Origin of the sequence: Gordonia hankookensis (assembly GCF_014673215.1) — a bacterium.
Lineage (GTDB): Bacteria > Actinomycetota > Actinomycetes > Mycobacteriales > Mycobacteriaceae > Gordonia > Gordonia hankookensis.
This window is the reverse complement of record NZ_JACWMS010000003.1, coordinates 1-19,687: the sequence shown is the minus strand read 5'-3', so window position 1 is coordinate 19,687 and position 19,687 is coordinate 1. Positions and strand designations below refer to the sequence as shown.

The 19,687-nt window shown below is 65.9% G+C and carries 19 protein-coding genes; 18 read left to right on the top strand and 1 reads right to left on the bottom strand.

Annotated features, from left to right (window positions below):
- Positions 1-40 precede the first annotated feature (40 nt).
- The 18 genes from atpA (at position 41) to IDF66_RS14520 (ending at position 18,149) form a co-directional block, all read left to right on the top strand.
- Positions 41-1,672, top strand: a complete 1,632-nt coding sequence (gene atpA, locus IDF66_RS14605; RefSeq protein ID WP_164308549.1) for a F0F1 ATP synthase subunit alpha — start codon at positions 41-43, stop codon at positions 1,670-1,672.
- Between the two features lie 42 nt (positions 1,673-1,714).
- The gene (locus tag IDF66_RS14600) at positions 1,715-2,647 is read left to right on the top strand and encodes a F0F1 ATP synthase subunit gamma (RefSeq protein ID WP_164308550.1); all 933 of its coding nucleotides are present in this window, start codon (positions 1,715-1,717) and stop codon (positions 2,645-2,647) included.
- 48 nt (positions 2,648-2,695) lie between these two features.
- On the top strand, positions 2,696-4,144 hold the full coding sequence (gene atpD, locus IDF66_RS14595) for a F0F1 ATP synthase subunit beta (RefSeq protein WP_161059522.1): 1,449 nt from the start codon (positions 2,696-2,698) through the stop codon (positions 4,142-4,144).
- Between the two features lie 9 nt (positions 4,145-4,153).
- The gene (locus IDF66_RS14590; RefSeq protein ID WP_190267520.1) at positions 4,154-4,534 is read left to right on the top strand and encodes a F0F1 ATP synthase subunit epsilon; all 381 of its coding nucleotides are present in this window, start codon (positions 4,154-4,156) and stop codon (positions 4,532-4,534) included.
- A gap of 255 nt (positions 4,535-4,789) precedes the next feature.
- Positions 4,790-5,233 (top strand): DUF2550 domain-containing protein, encoded by a 444-nt coding sequence (locus IDF66_RS14585; RefSeq protein ID WP_161059520.1) that lies wholly within the window; start codon positions 4,790-4,792, stop codon positions 5,231-5,233.
- Between the two features lie 52 nt (positions 5,234-5,285).
- Positions 5,286-5,933, top strand: coding sequence for a cob(I)yrinic acid a,c-diamide adenosyltransferase (locus IDF66_RS14580; RefSeq protein WP_190267519.1), 648 nt, complete (start codon positions 5,286-5,288; stop codon positions 5,931-5,933).
- Between the two features lie 9 nt (positions 5,934-5,942).
- Positions 5,943-7,199, top strand: coding sequence for a UDP-N-acetylglucosamine 1-carboxyvinyltransferase (gene murA / locus IDF66_RS14575; protein WP_164308553.1), 1,257 nt, complete (start codon positions 5,943-5,945; stop codon positions 7,197-7,199).
- A 6-nt stretch (positions 7,200-7,205) separates the two neighbouring features.
- Entirely contained in the window at positions 7,206-7,541 is a 336-nt protein-coding gene (locus tag IDF66_RS14570; protein WP_317628752.1) for an ArsR/SmtB family transcription factor, read from the top strand.
- Between the two features lie 92 nt (positions 7,542-7,633).
- Positions 7,634-8,368 carry an energy-coupling factor ABC transporter permease gene (locus IDF66_RS14565; protein ID WP_190267518.1) on the top strand — a complete coding sequence of 245 codons (735 nt, stop codon included), beginning with the start codon at positions 7,634-7,636 and terminating at the stop codon, positions 8,366-8,368.
- Positions 8,365-8,763: a PDGLE domain-containing protein gene (locus IDF66_RS14560; RefSeq protein ID WP_190267517.1), complete on the top strand. Its 399-nt coding sequence runs from the start codon at positions 8,365-8,367 to the stop codon at positions 8,761-8,763. The genes IDF66_RS14565 and IDF66_RS14560 overlap by 4 nt, the downstream gene beginning before the upstream one ends.
- Positions 8,764-8,768: 5 nt before the next feature.
- Positions 8,769-9,545 carry a cobalt ECF transporter T component CbiQ gene (cbiQ, locus tag IDF66_RS14555; protein ID WP_190267516.1) on the top strand — a complete coding sequence of 259 codons (777 nt, stop codon included), beginning with the start codon at positions 8,769-8,771 and terminating at the stop codon, positions 9,543-9,545.
- Positions 9,546-9,601: 56 nt separating this feature from the next.
- A complete protein-coding gene (locus IDF66_RS14550; RefSeq protein ID WP_190268017.1) occupies positions 9,602-10,405 on the top strand; it encodes an energy-coupling factor ABC transporter ATP-binding protein in 804 nt (267 codons plus the stop codon).
- 126 nt (positions 10,406-10,531) lie between these two features.
- Positions 10,532-11,824: an NDMA-dependent methanol dehydrogenase gene (gene mdo, locus IDF66_RS14545; RefSeq protein WP_190267515.1), complete on the top strand. Its 1,293-nt coding sequence runs from the start codon at positions 10,532-10,534 to the stop codon at positions 11,822-11,824.
- A gap of 144 nt (positions 11,825-11,968) precedes the next feature.
- Positions 11,969-13,240 carry an AAA family ATPase gene (locus IDF66_RS14540; protein WP_190268016.1) on the top strand — a complete coding sequence of 424 codons (1,272 nt, stop codon included), beginning with the start codon at positions 11,969-11,971 and terminating at the stop codon, positions 13,238-13,240.
- 8 nt (positions 13,241-13,248) lie between these two features.
- On the top strand, positions 13,249-14,775 hold the full coding sequence (locus IDF66_RS14535; RefSeq protein ID WP_190267514.1) for a VWA domain-containing protein: 1,527 nt from the start codon (positions 13,249-13,251) through the stop codon (positions 14,773-14,775).
- Between the two features lie 82 nt (positions 14,776-14,857).
- Positions 14,858-16,018, top strand: a complete 1,161-nt coding sequence (locus tag IDF66_RS14530) for an iron-containing alcohol dehydrogenase (protein ID WP_190268015.1) — start codon at positions 14,858-14,860, stop codon at positions 16,016-16,018.
- Positions 16,019-16,020: 2 nt separating this feature from the next.
- Entirely contained in the window at positions 16,021-17,499 is a 1,479-nt protein-coding gene (locus IDF66_RS14525) for a MadS family sensor histidine kinase (RefSeq protein ID WP_223309695.1), read from the top strand.
- Entirely contained in the window at positions 17,496-18,149 is a 654-nt protein-coding gene (locus IDF66_RS14520; protein ID WP_164308559.1) for a MadR family response regulator transcription factor, read from the top strand. Before IDF66_RS14525 ends, IDF66_RS14520 begins: the two co-directional genes overlap by 4 nt.
- Positions 18,150-18,223: 74 nt before the next feature.
- On the opposite strand, the gene mftM is transcribed toward IDF66_RS14520, so the two are convergent.
- The gene (gene mftM, locus IDF66_RS14515) at positions 18,224-19,051 is read right to left on the bottom strand and encodes a mycofactocin oligosaccharide methyltransferase MftM (RefSeq protein WP_317628713.1); all 828 of its coding nucleotides are present in this window, start codon (positions 19,049-19,051) and stop codon (positions 18,224-18,226) included.
- Positions 19,052-19,687: the final 636 nt, after the last annotated feature.

Sequence of the window (19,687 nt, the reverse complement as noted above, 5' to 3'; positions counted from 1 at the left end):
CCAAACCACCAGCCGGACTGAGTAAGAAAGACGAGTACCCATGGCGGAGTTGACGATCTCACCAGACGAGATTAAGGGAGCGATCGAGCAGTATGTCTCGTCGTTCGAAGCCGATGCCTCCCGTGACGAGGTGGGCATCGTCACCGACACATCGGACGGTATCGCGCACGTCAGCGGTCTGCCCGGCGCGATGGCCAACGAACTGCTGCAGTTCGATGGCGGCGTGCTCGGCGTGGCCCTGAACCTCGACGAGGACGAGATCGGTTGCGTCATCCTCGGTGACTACGAGTCACTCGAAGAGGGCCAGCAGGTCAGCCGCACCGGTGAGGTGCTCTCGGTTCCGGTCGGTGACAAGTTCCTCGGTCGCGTCGTCGACCCGCTGGGCAAGCCGATCGACGGCCTGGGCGACATCGAGTCCGAGGCCGAGCGCGTGCTCGAGCTGCAGGCGGCCTCGGTGCTCGAGCGTCAGCCCGTCGAGGAGTCGCTCGCGACCGGTATCAAGGCCATCGACGCCATGACAGCCATCGGCCGCGGCCAGCGTCAGCTGGTCATCGGTGACCGCAAGACCGGCAAGACCGCGGTATGCATCGACGCCATCCTGAACCAGAAGGCCAACTGGGAATCGGGCGACGAGAACAAGCAGGTCCGCTGCATCTACGTCGCGATCGGGCAGAAGGGCTCGACCATCGCCGGTGTCAAGACCGCTCTCGAAGAGGCCGGCGCGATGGAGTACACCACCATCGTCGCGGCACCCGCGTCCGACTCGGCCGGCTTCAAGTGGCTGGCGCCGTACACCGGCTCGGCCATCGGTCAGCACTGGATGTACGAGGGCAAGCACGTGCTCATCGTCTTCGACGACCTGACCAAGCAGGCCGAGGCCTACCGCGCGATCTCGCTGCTGCTGCGCCGCCCGCCGGGCCGCGAGGCCTACCCCGGTGACGTCTTCTACTTGCACTCCCGTCTGCTGGAGCGTTGTGCCAAGCTGTCCGACGAACTGGGCGGCGGCTCGATGACCGGCCTGCCGATCATCGAGACCAAGGCCAACGACGTCTCGGCGTTCATCCCGACCAACGTCATCTCGATCACCGACGGCCAGGTCTTCCTGGAATCGGACCTCTTCAACAAGGGCGTCCGGCCGGCGATCAACGTCGGTACCTCGGTGTCGCGTGTCGGTGGTGCCGCACAGACCAAGGGCCTGAAGAAGGTTTCCGGTTCGCTGCGTCTGGAACTCGCCCAGTTCCGTGAGCTCGAGGCGTTCTCCGCCTTCGCCTCCGATCTCGACGAGGCGTCCAAGGCGCAGCTCGAGCGGGGTGCGCGCTGGGTGGAGATGCTCAAGCAGGGTCAGTACAGCCCGTTCTCCGTGGAGGACGAGATCGTCTCGATCTACCTGTGCGGTGAGGGCCACTACGACTCCGTGCCGGTCGACGACGTCCGTAACTTCGAGACCCAGCTGCTGAGCCATCTGCACCACGAGGCGAAGGGCGTCTACGACTCGATCGCCGGTGGCAAGGTGCTGTCCGACGACCAGGCCGAGGCTCTGGTGGACGAGACCAACAAGTTCAAGAACAGCTACCTGACGCACGACGGCAAGCGCGTCGTGAACGAGGCCGAGGCCAAGGCCATGGACTCCGAGGACGTCGAGCACGAGCAGATCACGGTTCGCAAGTCGTGATCGGGTCGTCCGACAGTCGTGCCAAGGAAGGGGTGAGGGCTCGTGGCCAGCATTCGTGAGCTGCGCTCACGCATCCGGTCGGTCAACTCGACCAGGAAGATCACGAAGGCGCAGGAGCTGATCGCGACCTCGCGCATCACCAAGGCGCAGGCTCGTGTCGCGGCGGCCAAGCCGTACGCGCATGAGATGACCGAGGTGTTGTCGGAGCTGGCGAGCAATGCCGGCTCGCTGGATCACCCCCTGCTGGTCGAGCGTGAGAACCCCCGGCGCGCCGGGATTCTGGTGGTCACGAGTGACCGCGGAATGTGCGGCGGCTACAACTCCAACGTCCTGCGGGCGACCCGCGAGCTCATCGCACTGGTGCGTGACGAGGGCAAGGAGCCCGTGCTGTTCGTCATGGGGCAGAAGGGGGTCGGCTACTTCACCTTCCGTGGTACCGAGGTGACCGATTCGTGGACAGGGTTCTCGCAGGCCCCGGACTACAGCGATGCGAGCACCGCGACCAACTTCTTGGTCCAATTGTTCGAGGCCGGTTCCGGAGAACAGGTCGAGCGTCCCGACGGTGAGGGGACGCTGGAGGGCATCGATGAGCTGCATCTCGTGTACACGAGGTTCGTCTCCATGCTGACCCAGACGCCCGAGGTGCGCCGTGTGGCACCGCTCGTCGTGTCCGAAGAGGATGACGAGATGGAAGCCGAGATCCACAAGTCGTCGCGCAATTACTCGTTCGAACCGGCGCCCGAGGCGTTGCTCGAGGCCTTGCTGCCAAAGTATGTCGCCACCCGCGTGTACGCGGCGCTGCTGGATTCCGCCGCATCGGAGTCGGCAGCACGCCGGACCGCGATGAAGGCGGCCACCGACAACGCCGACGAACTGGCGACCTCGCTCTCCCGCGAGGCCAACCAGCTCCGGCAGGCGCAGATCACGCAGGAGATCAGCGAGATCGTCGGCGGCTCCAGCGCCCTGGCCACCTGATCGAACCCTGGCGACCCATAGACCCAAAGAGGAAGTGACCCAACAACAATGACTGCAGCAGTATCCACACCCTCGGATGCCTCGACGGGTTCGGCCGAAGGCCGGGTCGTCCGCATCATCGGCCCCGTCGTCGACGTCGAGTTCCCCCGGGGCTCGATCCCAGAATTGTTCAACGCGCTGCACGCCGAGATTTCCCTCGAAGCTGTGGCCAAGACCCTGACCCTCGAGGTCGCGCAGCATCTCGGCGACAACCTGGTGCGCACGATCTCCATGCAGCCGACAGACGGCCTGGTGCGTGGTGCAACGGTGTCGGACACCGGCAAGTCCATCGTGGTGCCGGTCGGCGACGACGTGAAGGGTCACGTCTTCAATGCCCTCGGTGACTGCCTCGACACGCCGGGACTCGGCCGTGACGGCGAGCAGTGGAGCATCCACCGCAAGCCGCCTGCCTTCGACGAGCTCGAGGGCAAGACCGAGATCCTCGAGACCGGCATCAAGGTCATCGACCTGCTGACCCCGTATGTCAAGGGCGGCAAGATCGGTCTGTTCGGTGGCGCCGGCGTCGGCAAGACCGTTCTGATCCAGGAGATGATCACCCGTATCGCTCGCGAGTTCTCCGGCACGTCGGTGTTCGCCGGCGTCGGCGAGCGCACTCGTGAGGGCACCGACCTCCACCTCGAGATGGAGGAGATGGGTGTTCTCCAGGACACCGCCTTGGTGTTCGGTCAGATGGATGAGCCGCCGGGCACGCGTATGCGCGTGGCGCTGTCGGCGCTGACCATGGCGGAGTACTTCCGCGATGTGAAGCACCAGGACGTGCTGCTGTTCATCGACAACATCTTCCGGTTCACCCAGGCAGGCTCGGAGGTCTCGACGCTGCTCGGCCGTATGCCGTCGGCGGTGGGTTACCAGCCGACCCTGGCCGATGAGATGGGCGAGCTCCAGGAGCGCATCACCTCGACCAAGGGGCGCTCGATCACCTCGCTGCAGGCGATCTACGTGCCTGCCGACGACTACACCGACCCGGCGCCTGCGACCACGTTCGCTCACCTCGATGCGACCACCGAGCTCTCTCGTCCGATCTCGCAGCTGGGCATCTACCCGGCTGTGGACCCGCTGACGTCGACCTCGCGCATCCTGGAGGCCTCGATCGTCGGTGACGAGCACTTCCGTGTCGCCAACGAGGTCAAGCGAATCCTGCAGAAGTACAAGGAACTCCAGGACATCATCGCCATCCTCGGTATGGACGAGCTGTCCGAAGAGGACAAGGTGACCGTCCAGCGCGCGCGTCGTATCCAGAAGTTCCTCGGTCAGAACTTCCTCGTCGCCGAGAAGTTCACCGGTCAGAAGGGTTCGGTCGTCCCGCTCGCCGACACCATCGAGGCGTTCGACCGTGTCGCGAAGGGTGAGTTCGATCACCTGCCCGAGCAGGCGTTCAACAGTTGCGGTGGACTCGACGACGTGGAGGCCGCCGCCGCCAAGATCGCCGGAAAGTAGCGGGTCGCCATGGCTGACAAGTCCTTCCACGTCGAGGTCGTCGCGGCCGACGAGAAGCTGTACTCGGGCGAGGCCACCTTCGTCATCGCCCAGACGACCTCCGGCGAGCTCGGTGTGCTGGCGAATCACGAACCCCTGCTGGGGCAGCTCGTCCCGGGTGGTTTCGTGGTGATCGCCGAGGAGAGTGGCAAGCGTCTGTCGGCGGCCGTGCAGGGCGGGTTTCTCTCGGTGACCGGTGAATCGGTGACCGTACTCGCCGAGTCGGCTCAGTGGGCCGACGACATCGACGCGGCAGCCGAACGCTCGGCACTCGAGTCCGCCGAGCCGGGTACCGACGAGTACAACCGCGCGCACTCCCGCCTCGCGGCGGCGGAGCAGGCGGCCAAGTAAGTTCGCAGATCGACGGCCGGTCATCGCGTTGTGCGCGATGGCCGGCCGTCGTCGTGTCCGAGCCCGTCCGGGCGGGTCACCGGTCGCGGCCGGCGTTGCCGACCCAGGGGAACTGCCGTGACGAGGCATCGAACCCGGTCTGGCATGCTGGACGCAGAACGGTCGTGCACCGGAGTCTCTCGACTCATCTCGGTGCGTGAATCCGGCGCACCGTGATCAGCCCCCGCGCGACCGTTGGCGGGAGGTGTGCGCCTGGTGTCGTGGATCGCGTTGGTACTGGGCGTCCTGTTGGCGGTCGCCGTGGTGGTGTGCGGCCTCCTCGCGTATCGGCTGGGGCAGTTGCGCAGGACCGGAACCCCGGTGCTGCTCAGAGAGCTGCCCGCAGACGTCGATGAGGGCTGGCGCCATGGCACCGTCCATTACAGCGACGAGAATCTCCGCTATTTCCGACTCAGTTCGTTGCGCCCGGGACCGACCCGCACGCTGGGCCGACAGTCGATTGAGATCACCCGCAGACGGCGACCCGAGGGCACCGAGTCCGAGATCCTGCACGGCATGGTGATCCTGGAACTCGAACCCGGGGCCGACGATGCAGGCCGAGCCTACGAACTCGCCATGGCGCCCGGTGCCGACACCGCGTTCCAGTCGTGGCTGGAGTCACGACAGTCGAATCGCTCGCAACGTCGCCGTAGTGCCTGATCGGGATCAGGCCGACGACCGCAGGCCCGGTACCGGGCAGTAGATTCAGGTCATGGCGGTACATCTCACGCGGATCTACACACGCACCGGCGACGACGGCACCACCGGACTCAGCGACTTCTCCCGGGTGTCCAAGAACGATGTCCGGGTGGCGGCCTACGCCGACTGTGACGAGGCCAACGCGGTCATCGGGATGGCGTTGGCCCTCGGTGATGACGTGCCGGCCGACATCGTCGAGGTGCTGCGCACCGTCCAGAACGATCTCTTCGACGCCGGTGCGGATCTGTCCACCCCGGTGGTGGCGGAACCCGACTATCCACCACTGCGCATCGAGCAGGACTACATCGACGCGCTGGAGTCGTGGTGTGACCAGTACGCCGACGGACTGCCGACACTCGATTCGTTCATCCTGCCGGGAGGCACCCGACTGAGTGCGCTGCTCCATCACGCACGCACGGTGACCAGGCGTGCCGAACGGTCGGCCTGGGCAGCTGTGGAGGCGGACCCGGACACCACCAGTGTGCTGCCGGCGAAGTATCTGAACCGGCTGTCGGACCTGTTGTTCATCCTCTCGCGCGTCGCCAATCGCGCACCGCACGGCGAGGGGGACGTGAAATGGTCGCCCGGTGGCGAGCGGAGGCGGCCGCCCGCGCGTGGCGGCGCTCCCCGGTCGGACGGAGACGCCGCGCGTGACAGCTAAGGTGGCAGCGTGAGTGATCGTTTTCTGGTCTCCGGGGGAGGCCGACTGTCCGGCGAGGTCTGGGTGGGCGGTGCCAAGAACAGTGTGCTGAAGTTGATGGCGGCAGCCCTGCTCGCAGAGGGCACCACGACGTTGACGAACTCACCTGAGATCGCCGACGTCCCTTTGATGGCCGATGTCCTGCGGGGCCTCGGCGCCGTGGTGACCATCGACGGCGACACGGTGCGGATCGACGCACCCGCCGAACCCAAATATCACGCGGACTTCGATGCGGTGAAACAGTTCCGTGCATCGGTGTGTGTGCTCGGCCCCCTGATGGCCCGCTGCCGTCGTGCCGTCGTGGCCCTTCCGGGCGGTGACGCCATCGGGTCTCGCCCGCTCGACATGCATCAGGCCGGTCTGCGCGCACTGGGTGCGCACAGTTCGATCGAGCACGGATGTGTCGTGGCCGAGGCCGACGCTCTCGTCGGTGCGCCGGTGGCTCTCGAGTTCCCGTCGGTCGGTGCGACCGAGAACATCCTGATGGCCGCGGTTCTCGCCGACGGCGTGACCACCATCGACAACGCCGCCCGGGAACCCGAGATAGTCGACCTCTGCGTGATGCTCCAGCAGATGGGCGCGCTCATCGAGGGTGCGGGAACCTCGACCTTGACGGTGACCGGCGTCGACCGGATGCATCCGACCACTCACCGCGTGGTCGGGGATCGGATCGTCGGCGCGACGTGGGGGATCGCGGCCGCGATGACCCGCGGTGACGTGACCGTGCGTGGCGTCTCGCCCGAGCACCTGCAGCTTGTCCTGAACAAGCTGGGGGACACCGGCGCGCACGTCGACCGGTTTGCCGACGGCTTCCGGGTTCGCCAGGACCGTCGTCCGATCGCCGTCAACGTGTCCACCTTGCCGTTTCCCGGCTTTCCCACCGACCTGCAACCGATGGCGATCGGCATGGCCGCGATAGCCGAGGGAATGTCGGTGATCACCGAGAACGTCTTCGAGGCGCGATTCCGTTTCGTGGAGGAGATGGTACGGCTGGGCGCCGACGCACGGACCGATGGTCATCACGCGGTACTGCGTGGAATCGAACGACTGTCGAGTGCGCCGGTCTGGTGTTCGGACATCCGCGCGGGCGCAGGCCTCGTGCTGGCCGGGCTGGTCGCCGACGGGGTGACCGAGGTTCACGACGTCGAGCACATCGATCGCGGTTACCCCCGGTTCGTCGAGAATCTTCGCAGTCTCGGCGGCAAGATCGAGCGGGTCGGTGAGTGAGACGTGGTGGCCGAGGGCGCGGAGAGCCCGGTGACCGGCGGTGGGCACGGTGAACGTGGCGATGTCGACATCGCGGAGTGGTCCACGCGCTTCGATCTGCTCTCCGATCCGCACCGCCTCGAGATCCTGATCGTTCTGCACCGCCGTCCGGGGATCATCGTCGGCGATCTCGCGACTGCCGTGGGCCGCACCGAAACCGCGGTCTCCCAGGCGCTTCGGGTACTGCGCCACCAGGGCTGGGTGAGTTCGACCCGCGTCGGCCGGTCGGTCAGTTACCGACTCGACGACGACACCGTCCACGAACTGCTTCATTGGATGGGTGCAGGGCACGGCCACACGTGAAGGTGTGGTCGACACCTGACCCAACGGACAGTCTGTTCACTTAAACATCTGAATGAGTGGACAGATGACCGTGGCGGTTCTACGGTTCGTGCATGTCCACGCTGACGCCTACGCCGGTCACGTCGACCGTCGCCATGCACATGAGTGACGGCATCATCGACGCGCCGGTCTCGGCCCTCTTCGGAATCATCGCCTTCGCAGGCCTCGCGTTCTGCGTGTGGCGCGCCCGGACCGATCTCGACGAGAAGACCGTCCCGATGGCCGGACTCGTCGCGGCATTCATCTTCGCGGTGCAGATGATCAACTTCCCGATACTGCCCGGAGTCAGCGGGCACCTCCTCGGCGGAGCCCTCGCCGCGATCCTGGTCGGCCCCTTCACCGGCGCATTGTGTATCGCGATCGTCCTGGTGGTGCAGGCGTTGCTCTTCGCCGATGGCGGGGTCACCGCGCTGGGTGCCAACATCACGAACATGGCGTTGATCTCGACCTTCGTGGGCTATCTGGTCGCGGTGGCAGGTCATCGCCTGATCGGACGGCGCGTACCGTCACCAGGCCGACTCGGCATGGTCGCATTCGTGGCGGCGTTCTGTGGGACTGTTGCCGCCGCAACGGGTTTCGTCGTCGAGTACGCACTGGGCGGTGCCGCGACAGAGTCGCTGGGCACTGTTGCGGTGTACATGTGGGGCACCCACGCCCTCATCGGTGTCGGCGAGGGCATCATCACCGCCGTCACGGTGATGGCGGTGGTCCGCGCGCGGCCCGATCTCGTCTATCTGCTCCGAACGCGCACCCCCAGCAGGTCCGAGCCGGTCGGAGCGGCGGTATGAGCGCCACCGACGACAATCGACGGCGCGTGAGCCGACGGACCTTCCTCTCGGTGTTCGCCTGTGCGGCACTGATCATCGCCGGAGTCGTGTCGTATGCGGCGAGTTCATCACCCGACGGACTGGATTCGGCGACCCTGCGCGGCTGCGAGACGGTGATGGTCGGCGGCAGCGAGCAACTCACCGGCGACTGCATGGCGCAGCACGCGACAGATCATGCGATGGCCTCGTCGCCGCTGGCCGACTACTCGCTGCACGGGATCGGTGGCACCAATGGCGTCGCCGGTGTCATCGGTGTGGCGGTCACGCTCGCGGTCGCGACGGGGCTGTTCTGGCTGCTCGCCGTCCGGCGACGGGTTCGCGCCGACCACGTGGGCGCCGACGGCGCCGGGCGCTGATCGCGATGGGCGCCGGTCATGCCCATCCGCTCTATCGAGAGGGCGACTCGCCGGTCCATCGGGCACCCACCGAGGTCAAACTGGTCTGTCTGATCGCCTTTGTCTTCGCCGTCGTGGCCACTCCCCGTGAGATGTTCTGGCCGTACCTGGCGTTCACCGCGGTCCTGGTCCTCGTCTGGCGGGTTGCGCGCGTGCCGCTCGGATGGATCGTGCCGCGCATGGTGATCGAGGCGCCGTTCGTCATCCTGGCGGTACTGTTGCCGTTCGCCGAAGGAGGTGAACGGGTCGACGTGGCCGGGCTGTCGCTATCGGTCTCGGGCCTGTTCGCGGCGTGGGGGATCGTCGTCAAGGGGTCGCTCGGAGTCGCCGCATCGCTGACCTTCGCCGCGACCACGCAGGCGAGAGAGCTGCCGTTGGCGCTGACGCGGCTGGGTATGCCGGCCACGCTGACGCCGGTGATCGTGATGATGCTGCGCTACACCGATCTGCTCTCGGCCGAGATCCGTCGTATGCACATCGCCCGGCTCGCCAGGGGCGATTCACCGCGGATGTTGCACCAGGCAGGGGCGATCGCCAAGGGCGTCGGATCCCTGTTCCTGAGGTCATACGAACGCGGGGAGCGAGTCCATCTCGCGATGATGTCGCGGGGGTTCACCGGTTCGGTACCGGAGACGCCGGGAGTCGCGACGGCGCCGCGGGCGAGCCGCGTTCAGTGGGTGGTCGTGGTGTTGCCGGCGATCGCGGCGATCCTGATCTCCGTGATCGCTTGGGTGACAAGGTGATCGATGATCACGACAGCGAGGCCGGAGCGCCGGAGAAGGACGAGGTGGCGAACGCGATGACAGGCCAGAGCCGATCAGACGAGTGCCTCGCGATCGAGGCCCGCGGCGTCCGGTACACATATCCGGACGGACATCCAGCCCTCGGGGGAGTGGATCTGATCGTCCGTCGCGGCGAGCGGGTGGCGCTGCTCGGACCCAACGGCGCCGGCAAGACAACTCTGATGTTGCATCTGAACGGCGTGCTGCTGCCGACCGGGGGAGAGGTCCGGATCAACGGCGTCCCGGTCCTCAAGAAGACGATGCGTGAGGTCAGACGACAGGTGGGACTGGTCTTCCAGGACCCCGACGATCAACTGTTCATGCCGACACTGGCCGAAGACGTGGCGTTCGGGCCCGCGAACTTCGGCGTCACAGCCCCCGATCTCGGCGTACGCGTGACGGAGGCGCTCGCCGCGGTCGGGATGACCGAGCACGCCGGTCGCAGTCCGCACCGACTGTCCGGCGGACAGCGGCGGCGTGGAGCGCTGGCCACCGTACTCGCTTGCCGCCCAGACATTCTGGTGCTCGACGAGCCATCGGCGAATCTCGATCCCGTCGCCCGCCGCGAGCTCGCCGACACCCTGCTCGGGCTCGACACCACGATGCTGGTGGTCACCCACGACCTGCCTTATGCGGCGCAACTGTGCGATCGGGCGGTGATCATCGACGACGGGCTGGTGGTCGCCGACGGCCCGACCCGTGACATCCTCGCCGATGCCGACACCCTGGCGCGGCATCGACTCGAATTGCCGTGGGGTTTCGACGTCGGCCTGATGGATCACCTGTCCGATCGGACAGGCCCCGCCCTGCCAACCGGGTGACGGTGCGGTCGTAACGGACGGTTCGGCCGTCGAGACCTGTCCACCCGCATTGTGACCTGCGTAACGTCGCCGTTGCTCCACTACCGACGTTGAGGATGCGCATCGTGCGCAGGAGGTCAGGTCATCATGCAGGTCGACGAACTACTGAAACCGTTTCCCATCAAGGAATTCCATCCATTCCCACGCGCCATGATGGGGCCCGGTGCGCACGAGATGATCGGTCCGGAGGCGCTCAAGCTCGGCTTCAAGCGCACGCTGGTGATGACCACCGGTCTGCGGGGCAGCGACACGGTCCACAAGATCGTCGAATCCTGCAAGTACCACGGCCTCGAGGTGGTCCTCTTCGATCAGGTCGAGTCGAATCCCAAGGACTACAACGTGATGGATGCGGTGTCGTTGTACAACACCGAGCAATGCGACTCGTTCATCTCCATCGGTGGCGGATCCGCCCACGATGCCTGCAAGGGGGCACGCATCTCGGTTGCCCACGACGGTCGCAGCATCAACGAGTTCGAGGGATTCAACAAGAGTGAGAATCCGAAGAATCCGCCGCATATCGCAGTGTCGACCACCGCGGGTACCGGCTCGGAGACGTCATGGGCATACGTCATCACCGACACCACAACGGATCCCGACAAGCCACATAAGTACGTCGCTTTCGACGATGCGTCCGTCACCACGCTCGCGATCGACGACCCGGTGCTCTACTACGACTGCCCGGTCGCCTTCACCGCGCAGTGCGGGTTCGATGTGCTGGCCCACGCGTCCGAGCCGTACGTGTCGCGGCTGAACTTCCCGCCGTCGATGGGCAACGCCCTGCACGCCGTTCGTCTCACCGCGCGACACCTGCGCGAGGCGACGTGGAACCCAACGGAACTGGCCGGTCGCGAAGGGATGATGTACGCGCAATACATTGCGGCGCAGGCATTCAACTCAGGCGGACTGGGCATCATCCACTCGATCAGCCACGCGGTGTCGGCGTTCTACGACACCCACCACGGCCTCAACAACGCGGTCGCACTTCCACGCGTCTGGGCGTTCAACATGCCGGTCCTCTACGACCGATTCGCCGATCTCGCCGAGGCGATGGGCGTGGACACTCATGGGATGACGAAAGTGCAGGCCGCCGACCAGGCGTTGAACGCCGCGATACGCCTGCTGCGTGATGTGGGTATCCCGGAGAAGTTCACCGACGTCACCCAGGATTCGCACATCAAGAACCGCCTCGGCACCGGCCCGACCACGTTCTACGAGAATCGCAAGGAGATCTCCGGAGCTCCGGAATCGATCGATGCGATCACCAATCACGTCCTCGGTGACGCCTGCACGCCGGGCAACCCCAAGGAATGCACCTTCGAGACCGTTCGTCCTGTCGTCGATCACTGCTTCAACGGCGATCTCGACGACCTGATCTCGTAGAGGTTCGCCTCTACGAGAGTGACGGATGGCGGGCCCATCGCCCCCGACCCGGCCCGCCATCCGTCCTCCACCCCAAAGGATTACGCGACCACCGATGAACTCGACCCGCTGATGGATGAGCAACGCAGAGAACCGGAGACACCGATGTCCGTGCACCTCGCCCCCGAACCCGCCGAGGATCCGACCGGGTCCGGCGGCGACCCCCGTTCGCTGAGGAGTGAGCCCAGCGGCGGCAATGAGCCCGCCGACGAGTTCATCGACGTGTCCGACGTGATCGAGCGATTCGCGGCCGCCGGATATCTTGCCGATCAGCGATTGGCCACCACCGTCTTCCTGCAGAGCCGGCTGGGCAAACCGATCCTCCTCGAAGGCCCCGCAGGCGTGGGCAAGACCCAACTGGCCAAGACCCTCGCCGAGGTCACCGGTCGTGAACTGCTACGTCTGCAGTGCTACGAGGGACAGGACGAGACCACCGCCCTCTACGAGTGGGACTATGGCAAGCAACTGCTCTACACCCAGGTGTTGCGCGAGAAGATCGGTCAGGTCGTCGCCGACACGTCGACCATTGCCGAGGCAGTGGAGCGGATCGGGGCCGAGGAGAGCGTGTTCTTCTCCGAACGGTTCCTCGCGCCGAGGCCCCTTCTCGAGGCCGTCCGTTCGGAACAGCCCGTGGTGCTGCTCGTCGATGAGGTCGATCGTGCCGACGAGGCGTTGGAAGCGGTGCTGCTCGAACTGCTCGCCGAGTATCAGGTCTCGGTGCCCGAGATCGGCACCTTCGTGGCGACCCACCAGCCGATGATCGTGTTGACCTCGAACAACACCCGAGATCTCTCGGCAGCTCTCAAACGGCGGTGTCTGCATCTCTCGCTGGACTACCCGGAGTCCGCCCGCGAACTCGCGATCATCAAGTCGAAGAACACCGGGCTGTCCGAGACCCTCGCGGCCAAGCTGGTCGAGATCGTCCGTGGTCTGCGAGAGCTCGACCTGCGGAAGGCACCCAGCATTTCGGAGGCCATCGACTGGGCGCGGACACTCGCGGTATTGGGTGCCGACGAACTGAGCTCCGAGATCCTCGCCGACACCGCGAATGTCGTGGTCAAATACGACCGAGATCTCACCCGCGCCATCGAGGCGTTGCCGCGTCTCGTGGATCCGAATGCCGAGGTCCCCGATCATCTTCACTCCCATGGACATTCGCACGGGCACGGGCATGGACCACACGACCACGATCACGGCGACAGCGGTCTCTCTGGCCAGGCCACACGGGCGGCGAAGGATCAACCGGGCAGACACGCGAGTGACTATTACGGAGCGCCGGGCAGTCACAACGATGCCGGCACCCGGGGCGGGGTGAGCCCGGGGCAGGGCAACCGGTCGTTCAAGCCGCGTGGCGGCTCCGGCAAGCGTCCCTTCTAGGTCGCGCCATGGAAGGGGCTGTGCACCGGTTCGTCCGGCTGCTGCGACTGCACGGAATCCGCATCGGGGTCTCTGAAGCGATGGATGCGATGCGTGCCGTCGGCACCGCGGAGATCCTCGGCGATCGAGAGCTGCTCCGCGCGGCGCTCGCCGTGTGCCTGATCAAGGACCGCCGCGACGAGGCGACGTTCCACGAGGTGTTCGATCGGTTCTTCGGACTCCGTGCGGTGGTGGACGGAGATGACGGACAAGGGCATTCACACAGCCACGACGACCTGAGCGACTCGGGCGAGCTCGAGGAGTACACGCTCTCCGACGAGGTGGGTCAGACGCCCCGGCAAGGACATAGTCACGGACCGCCGTCGAACATCAGACAGTACTTCGATCCGGAAGACCTGGCCGAGCAGTACAACCTCCATCAGGAGGCCAACAAGCTCGACATGGCGTCGTTGACCGACGAGATCGTGCTTTCCGCCGACGAGGTCCCGAACTCCGAGGCGGCGGCACGGGTGCAGCTCACTGTCTCGCGGTTGCACAACCCCGGCAGACCGGGTGAGCTGGTGACCGGAACATCGACGCGGCTCGACGCCGAACTGTCCGTGGCGCAGGAGATGGCGCTGCTCGACTGGCTCGACACCGACGGAGAGGGGACCGGACCCCAGCCCGATGCAGAGGCTCTTGCCGCGCTGCGCAGTGTCTTGGCCGGCCTCCTCGACGGTCTGCCCGAGAAGTTGCGTGATCACCTCGAGCAACTGATGGCGACCGACCACGAACTCGAGAGTCGCGAGATCAAGGCCTCGGTCCGTGACGCCATCGGCGAGAACGAGCGGGCGAGCCTGGAGGATTCCATCCGGCGGCTCATCCGAAGCCTGCACGGCGCACCGCGTGCCCGCCGGAAGACTGCTGCGCGCGGCACGGTCGATGCGGCCTGCACGATGCGGGCCAACCTCCGCTACGACGGTGTCCCGTTTCGTCCGGTCACCGTTGCGAAGGTGACCGATCGTCCCAGTCTCCTTCTCCTCACCGATGTTTCGCTGTCGGTGCGTTCGGCGGCCCGGTTCACGTTGCAACTGGTGCACGGGTTGCAGAGCATGCTCGCCCATGTCCGGTCCTTCGCATTCGTCTCGGATCTCGTCGAGATCACCGACCTGTTCGCCGAGCATCCGCCCGAGGAGGCGCTTTCGCTGGTCGTCTCAGGGTTACCTGCGGGCGGCGTTCTCGACACCGCCGCCGATTCGGACTATGGCTCTGCTCTGGGCGCGTTCCTGGAGGAGTTCGGCGGCGCCGTCAACCGTCGCACGACGGTGATCGTGCTCGGCGACGGTCGCAGCAACGGGCGGGATCCGAACGTGGCCGCGTTCGAGGAGATCACCCGGCGCGCGCGAGAGACCATCTGGATCACGCCGGAGCCGAGCTACTCATGGGGTCTGGGATCGTGCGACCTGCCTGCCTACGCGGCCTTGTGCGATCGACTGCACGTGGTCCACGACCTGTCCGCATTGGAGCAGGTCTCCGTCGACACACACGGCGCGTGAGGAACCCGCATCCGCGTAGGATCGCGGGAAGAACGGGTCGTGGGGCAGGTGAGGTGACGTGCGAACCGAGGCGAGCGAGACGATGACCCGCGCAGCGGTGCGTATCGCGAAGTTCCACACCCCGGAGATCATCATCGGCCACGAGTCGTTGGCCGAGGTGCCGCGGGCGGCGGTAGGTCTCGGGATCCGGAGACTGATGATCGTCTCCGACCTGCACGTCATGGGTACGCCCTGGTATCCGGAGGTCGCTGATCGGCTGAGATCGTCTGGCTTGCAAGTGTATTCATTTACCAGTGTGTCGCCGAACCCGCGCGCCCCGGAGATCTCCGCTGCACTTGAGCACTACGAGTCCGCGGGCTGCGAGGGACTCGTCGCTCTCGGGGGCGGATCGGTGATCGACGCGGCGAAGGGGGTTGCGATCCTCGCGGCCAACGGCGGTCACATCCTGGAATACGAGGGCATCGATCGCGCGCGGCGTCCGCTTCCGCCGCTGATCGCGGCACCGACGACGGCCGGCAGCGGATCCGACGTCTCCCAGTTCTGCATCATCAACGACGTCGATCGTCGGACCAAGGTCACCATCATCGGTCGCGGATTGGTCCCCGATGTGTCGGTGATCGACCCTCGCGTGTTGGCGACGATGCCGCCCGCTGTGGTCGCCCAGTCCGGAATGGACGCGATCACCCATTGCATCGAGGCCTTCGCGTCGCTTGCACACAGTCGGCTGACCGATACGGCCGCGCTGTCGGCCATCGCCACCGCGTGGCACAGCATCGAACGCCTGGTGGATGATCCGGCCGACAGTGCGGCGGGACTGGACATGGCGTATGCGGCACTCGAGGCCGGGATGGCGTTCACCAACGCGATTCTCGGTGCGACGCATGCCATGAGCCATCCGGTCGGTGGACTCTGCGACGCACCCCATGGCGCGATCAACGCGGTGCTCCTCCCGCACGTGATCCGGTTCAACGCCGATCGCGATCCGCGACCGTATGTCGATCTCGCGCGCGCGGTGGGGATCGGAGAGTCAGGTTCGGACCGCGGCACGGCCGACCGACTCGCGGAGCGGGTCACGGGGCTGGCCCTGCGGGTGGGGCTGCCAGGCTCGCTCGGGTCACTCGGTGTGCGGCGAGAGCATCTCGAGATCCTGACGTCGAACGCGATGGCCGACGCGTGTATGACCACCAATCCCCGCCGACCGACCGCCGAGGATGTGGCGCGGATCTACCTCGAGGCGCTGTGACGATGGGCCGCACGACGGGCACGGGAACGGGCACCGACCGGACGGACAAGGGCGGCGAGCGGTCGGTGACAGGCGCGGCGAGGCCCGTCGATGACGAGGTGCCCGGCCTCGATCGGTTGGACTCTCTGGTCGGCCTGCATTCGGTCAAGGGATCGCACTACGCGCAGTTCCGGGGCGTCGAGCAACGCCTGACCAGGGTGGTCGGTGCGCTGGACCGGATTTCGCGGGCGCTGGTTCAGACCGCGGAGGGACCCGAGACGCTCGTGCTCTCGGTGGTGCGGGCGGTACAGGAGCACCTCGACGCGCAATGGGTGGTGTTCGCGCTCTGCGACGGGGAACTCGAACGAACAGGACCCCGCCACCTGATGCTGAGCCGCGACGGCACGATCTACGCCTTCGAGGGCGTGCAGATGGCCCGTGCGCCCAGCCATCTGCCCGACGTCGTGCTCAACAGACTCAACGACATCCTTCGTAATCAGATGGCCCAACTGATGCGCCCGGTCGTCGACGACCATCACCTGTATGTCCCGCTCCACCTCGACGGGCGGGTCGTCGGCGGATTGTCGGCGTGGACTCCCGACCATCAGGTCGTCGATTCCGCGGATCTGGTGGTCATGCGGATTCTGGCGCGTCAGGCCGCCGTCGCCCTGTTGAACGCGGCCTTGCTGGAGGAGAGCCGTCATCAGCTCGCCCGGGCCGAGGAGGCGTTCGCGCGTGCCACCGGACAGGCCTACGATCTCGCTGCTCGGAACGTGGAACTCGAACGTACGCAACGTGAGTTGTCTGCGGTGATGCGCCAGCGCCTCGTCTCCGAGGAGCGCGAACGCATTGCCCGGGAATTGCACGACTCGGTGACCCAGTCGGTGCTCTCGGCAGGGATGCAGATCGAGGTGTGCCGGATGGAGTCCGATGCGGCGAGTGCGGATCGACTCGAGGTCGCGGGGCGTCTGACGCGCGCCGCCGTCGAACAGTTGCGTTCGGTGATCTACGCGCTCAACCAGTCGCCGTCGGTGAGCGAGCTGAGCCTGGTCGAAGTACTCGACGGTCTGTGCTCGATGCACATGCCCGCCGACCTCGAGACCGAGGTCCGCGTGGTCGGGCGCGCCCGTGACCTGCCGGACGACATCCAGCACGCCGTCCTCCGGATCGCGGGCGAAGCGCTGTTCAACACCGCGGTGCACGCCGAGGCGGCACAAGCGCGGCTGACGCTCACCTATGGGGAGGCCACGGTGCATCTCAGTGTCGACGACGATGGACTCGGCGATCCCGGGCACCTGCGCAAGGTGTTGCGGGCGGCGACGCTCGGGGACCTCGCCGGTCGTCATCGGGGGCTGGCCAACATGTCGGCACGCGCCGCCGAGCTCGGCGGGACGTTGCGTATCCGCCGGTCGCGCCTCGGTGGCGTCCGGATAGGTGTCGAGATCCCGGTCGACGGCGACGACCGAGGGCCGGGCGACCGGAGACAGGAGAACTGGCGATGACCTCTGCAGAGGTGACCGGTGTCCGGACCATGCTGGTCGACGACCACGCGTTGCTTCGAGAGGGGATTCGCTCGCTCCTGGCCCGCGAGGCATCGATCTCCGTCGTCGGTGAGGCGGACTCCTACGACGCGGCTCTGGCGGAGGTCATCCGATGCCGGCCCGACGTCGTGGTGGTCGATCTCAAGCTCACGGCGGGTACCGAGTACGAGGGACTGCGCCTGATCAAGGAGATCGCCGATCGTCACCCGGGGGTGTCATCCCTGGTGCTGACCACGTTTCTCGACGACGACCTGGTCGTCCGGGCGGTGAAGGCGGGCGCCCGCGGGTACGTCGTGAAGGACGTCGACACCACCGAGCTGGTCCGTGCGATCCAGGCCGTCTCCGGTGGCGGCAGTGCGTTTGACCCACGGAGTGCGGCCATCGTGCTGCGGACCGTGTCGGGCGACGGCGGGGTACCCGAGGCTCTCACCGAAAGGGAACGTGAGGTGCTGCGGCTGCTGGCCGACGGCCTGGCGAACAAGCGCATCGGGCAGACGCTCTACATCTCCGAATCGACGGTGAAGTTCCACATCCGCAACATCATCCGCAAACTCGGTGTCTCCAAGCGCACCGATGCGGTGTACATCGCCAGCAAGCGCGGGTTGATCTGACGGCTGCGCACTGGTCGTCGGTTGGAGCGGAAAGCGCTTGTCCACAGTATCTTTCGTGATTGTCGGGCAGGAAGTCACCGTGGCGTGAGGATCAACCAGCCGCCGTGATCCTCGAAGTACCGTGCGCCGGCATGGTCCAGCCGGGCGGTCCAGCGCCGCAGGTCGACCTCGGTGAGCCGAACGAGATGTCCGAAGTGTTCGCTCGGCCTGTCCTCGTAGGGGACGGCGGCCACCACCCGACGCCGGGCGACCCGCAATGCCTCGGACAGGGCAACCTCTGCGGCGGATTCGTCGAGGTGTTCGAGCAGGTGGACGAGGGTGACCGTGTCGACACACGACTCGTCGTAGGGCAAGGCGGTGGCATCGCCCACGGTGGCGACGAGCTCGGTGTGACGGCGCCGGGCAGCCACCGTGAGCAGTTCCACGGCACCGGCGGATATGTCGCAGGCCTGCACCAGGTACCCGTCTTCCGCGCACTGCAGGGCAAGAAACCCGAAACAGGAGCCGACCTCGAGAAGGCTGTCGCCGGCGACGAGTGAACGCGCCCGGCGATGCACCGGACCGAAGGGGGAGGTGCCTGCCCGCAGTTCGCGTAGGGAGTTGTCGTAGAACGAGGCCCACGCCCGCGCCTCGGTGGCAGCGCAGGTGCGGATGATTCCCTTCGCGGCTTCCTCGAAAGCGCTCTGACCTGCGATGATTCCGTCGTCGACGAGCCGAATGAGACCGCTGAGCAGTGCGGAGTCGCAGATGGTCGCCGCATCGAGACGATGCACGATCTCGACGACCTCCCCGCGTTCGCGCCAGGCGAGGTCCCCACATTCCCGGAATCCCGCAGGTACGCAGGTGGTGCGGCGAACGACCGGGCGTCGGAGGATCGGTGCGCTGATGTCACAGATGGTCACACCTCACGACGCTACGAACCCCTTGCCCCAGCGGGAACTGGCCAACAGGGCTCATCCACTGTCCGAAAGGACGGGCGGAATGGCGCAGATCACAGTTGGGTACGAACGTCCCAAACCGGCGATTGCAGCGGACTGGGCATGGTCGAAAGCGCCGTTACCAGCGGATATTCCGGAAACCGGATCGGCTGAGCAGGCGATTTGACCCTGGCCGCGCAGTTGCGTAACTTTCTTCGAGTCAGAGCGACACGGCGCCGCCCCGGACAGCCCCGAGAGGGGAAACCGGGGAAGGAAAACCGGTTTCTGCTCTGACCGCCCCGAGAAATCGAACAGGGTAGCTTCGTGCGCCCCGGACGAAATATCGGACTGCCAGACACTCCTGATCGAACTTCGACCAAGAGTTGCGGGACGCCGAGAGGGTCTGGTAGGCTGGAAGAGTTGCGCCGGAGACGGACAACAATTCCAAACAGAACGTCAAGCTCGCAGGTGAGCGCCTTGCAAGAGGTAGTGCCGGTGGGTGTGTGTTCTTTGAGAACTCGATAGTGTGTTGATGAATTGTCTGATGCCATTTGTTTGGCATCGTGTGTCCATGTTTTGTGGATATGAGATGGATTGTTTTTGTGGCACCTGCTTTTTGGG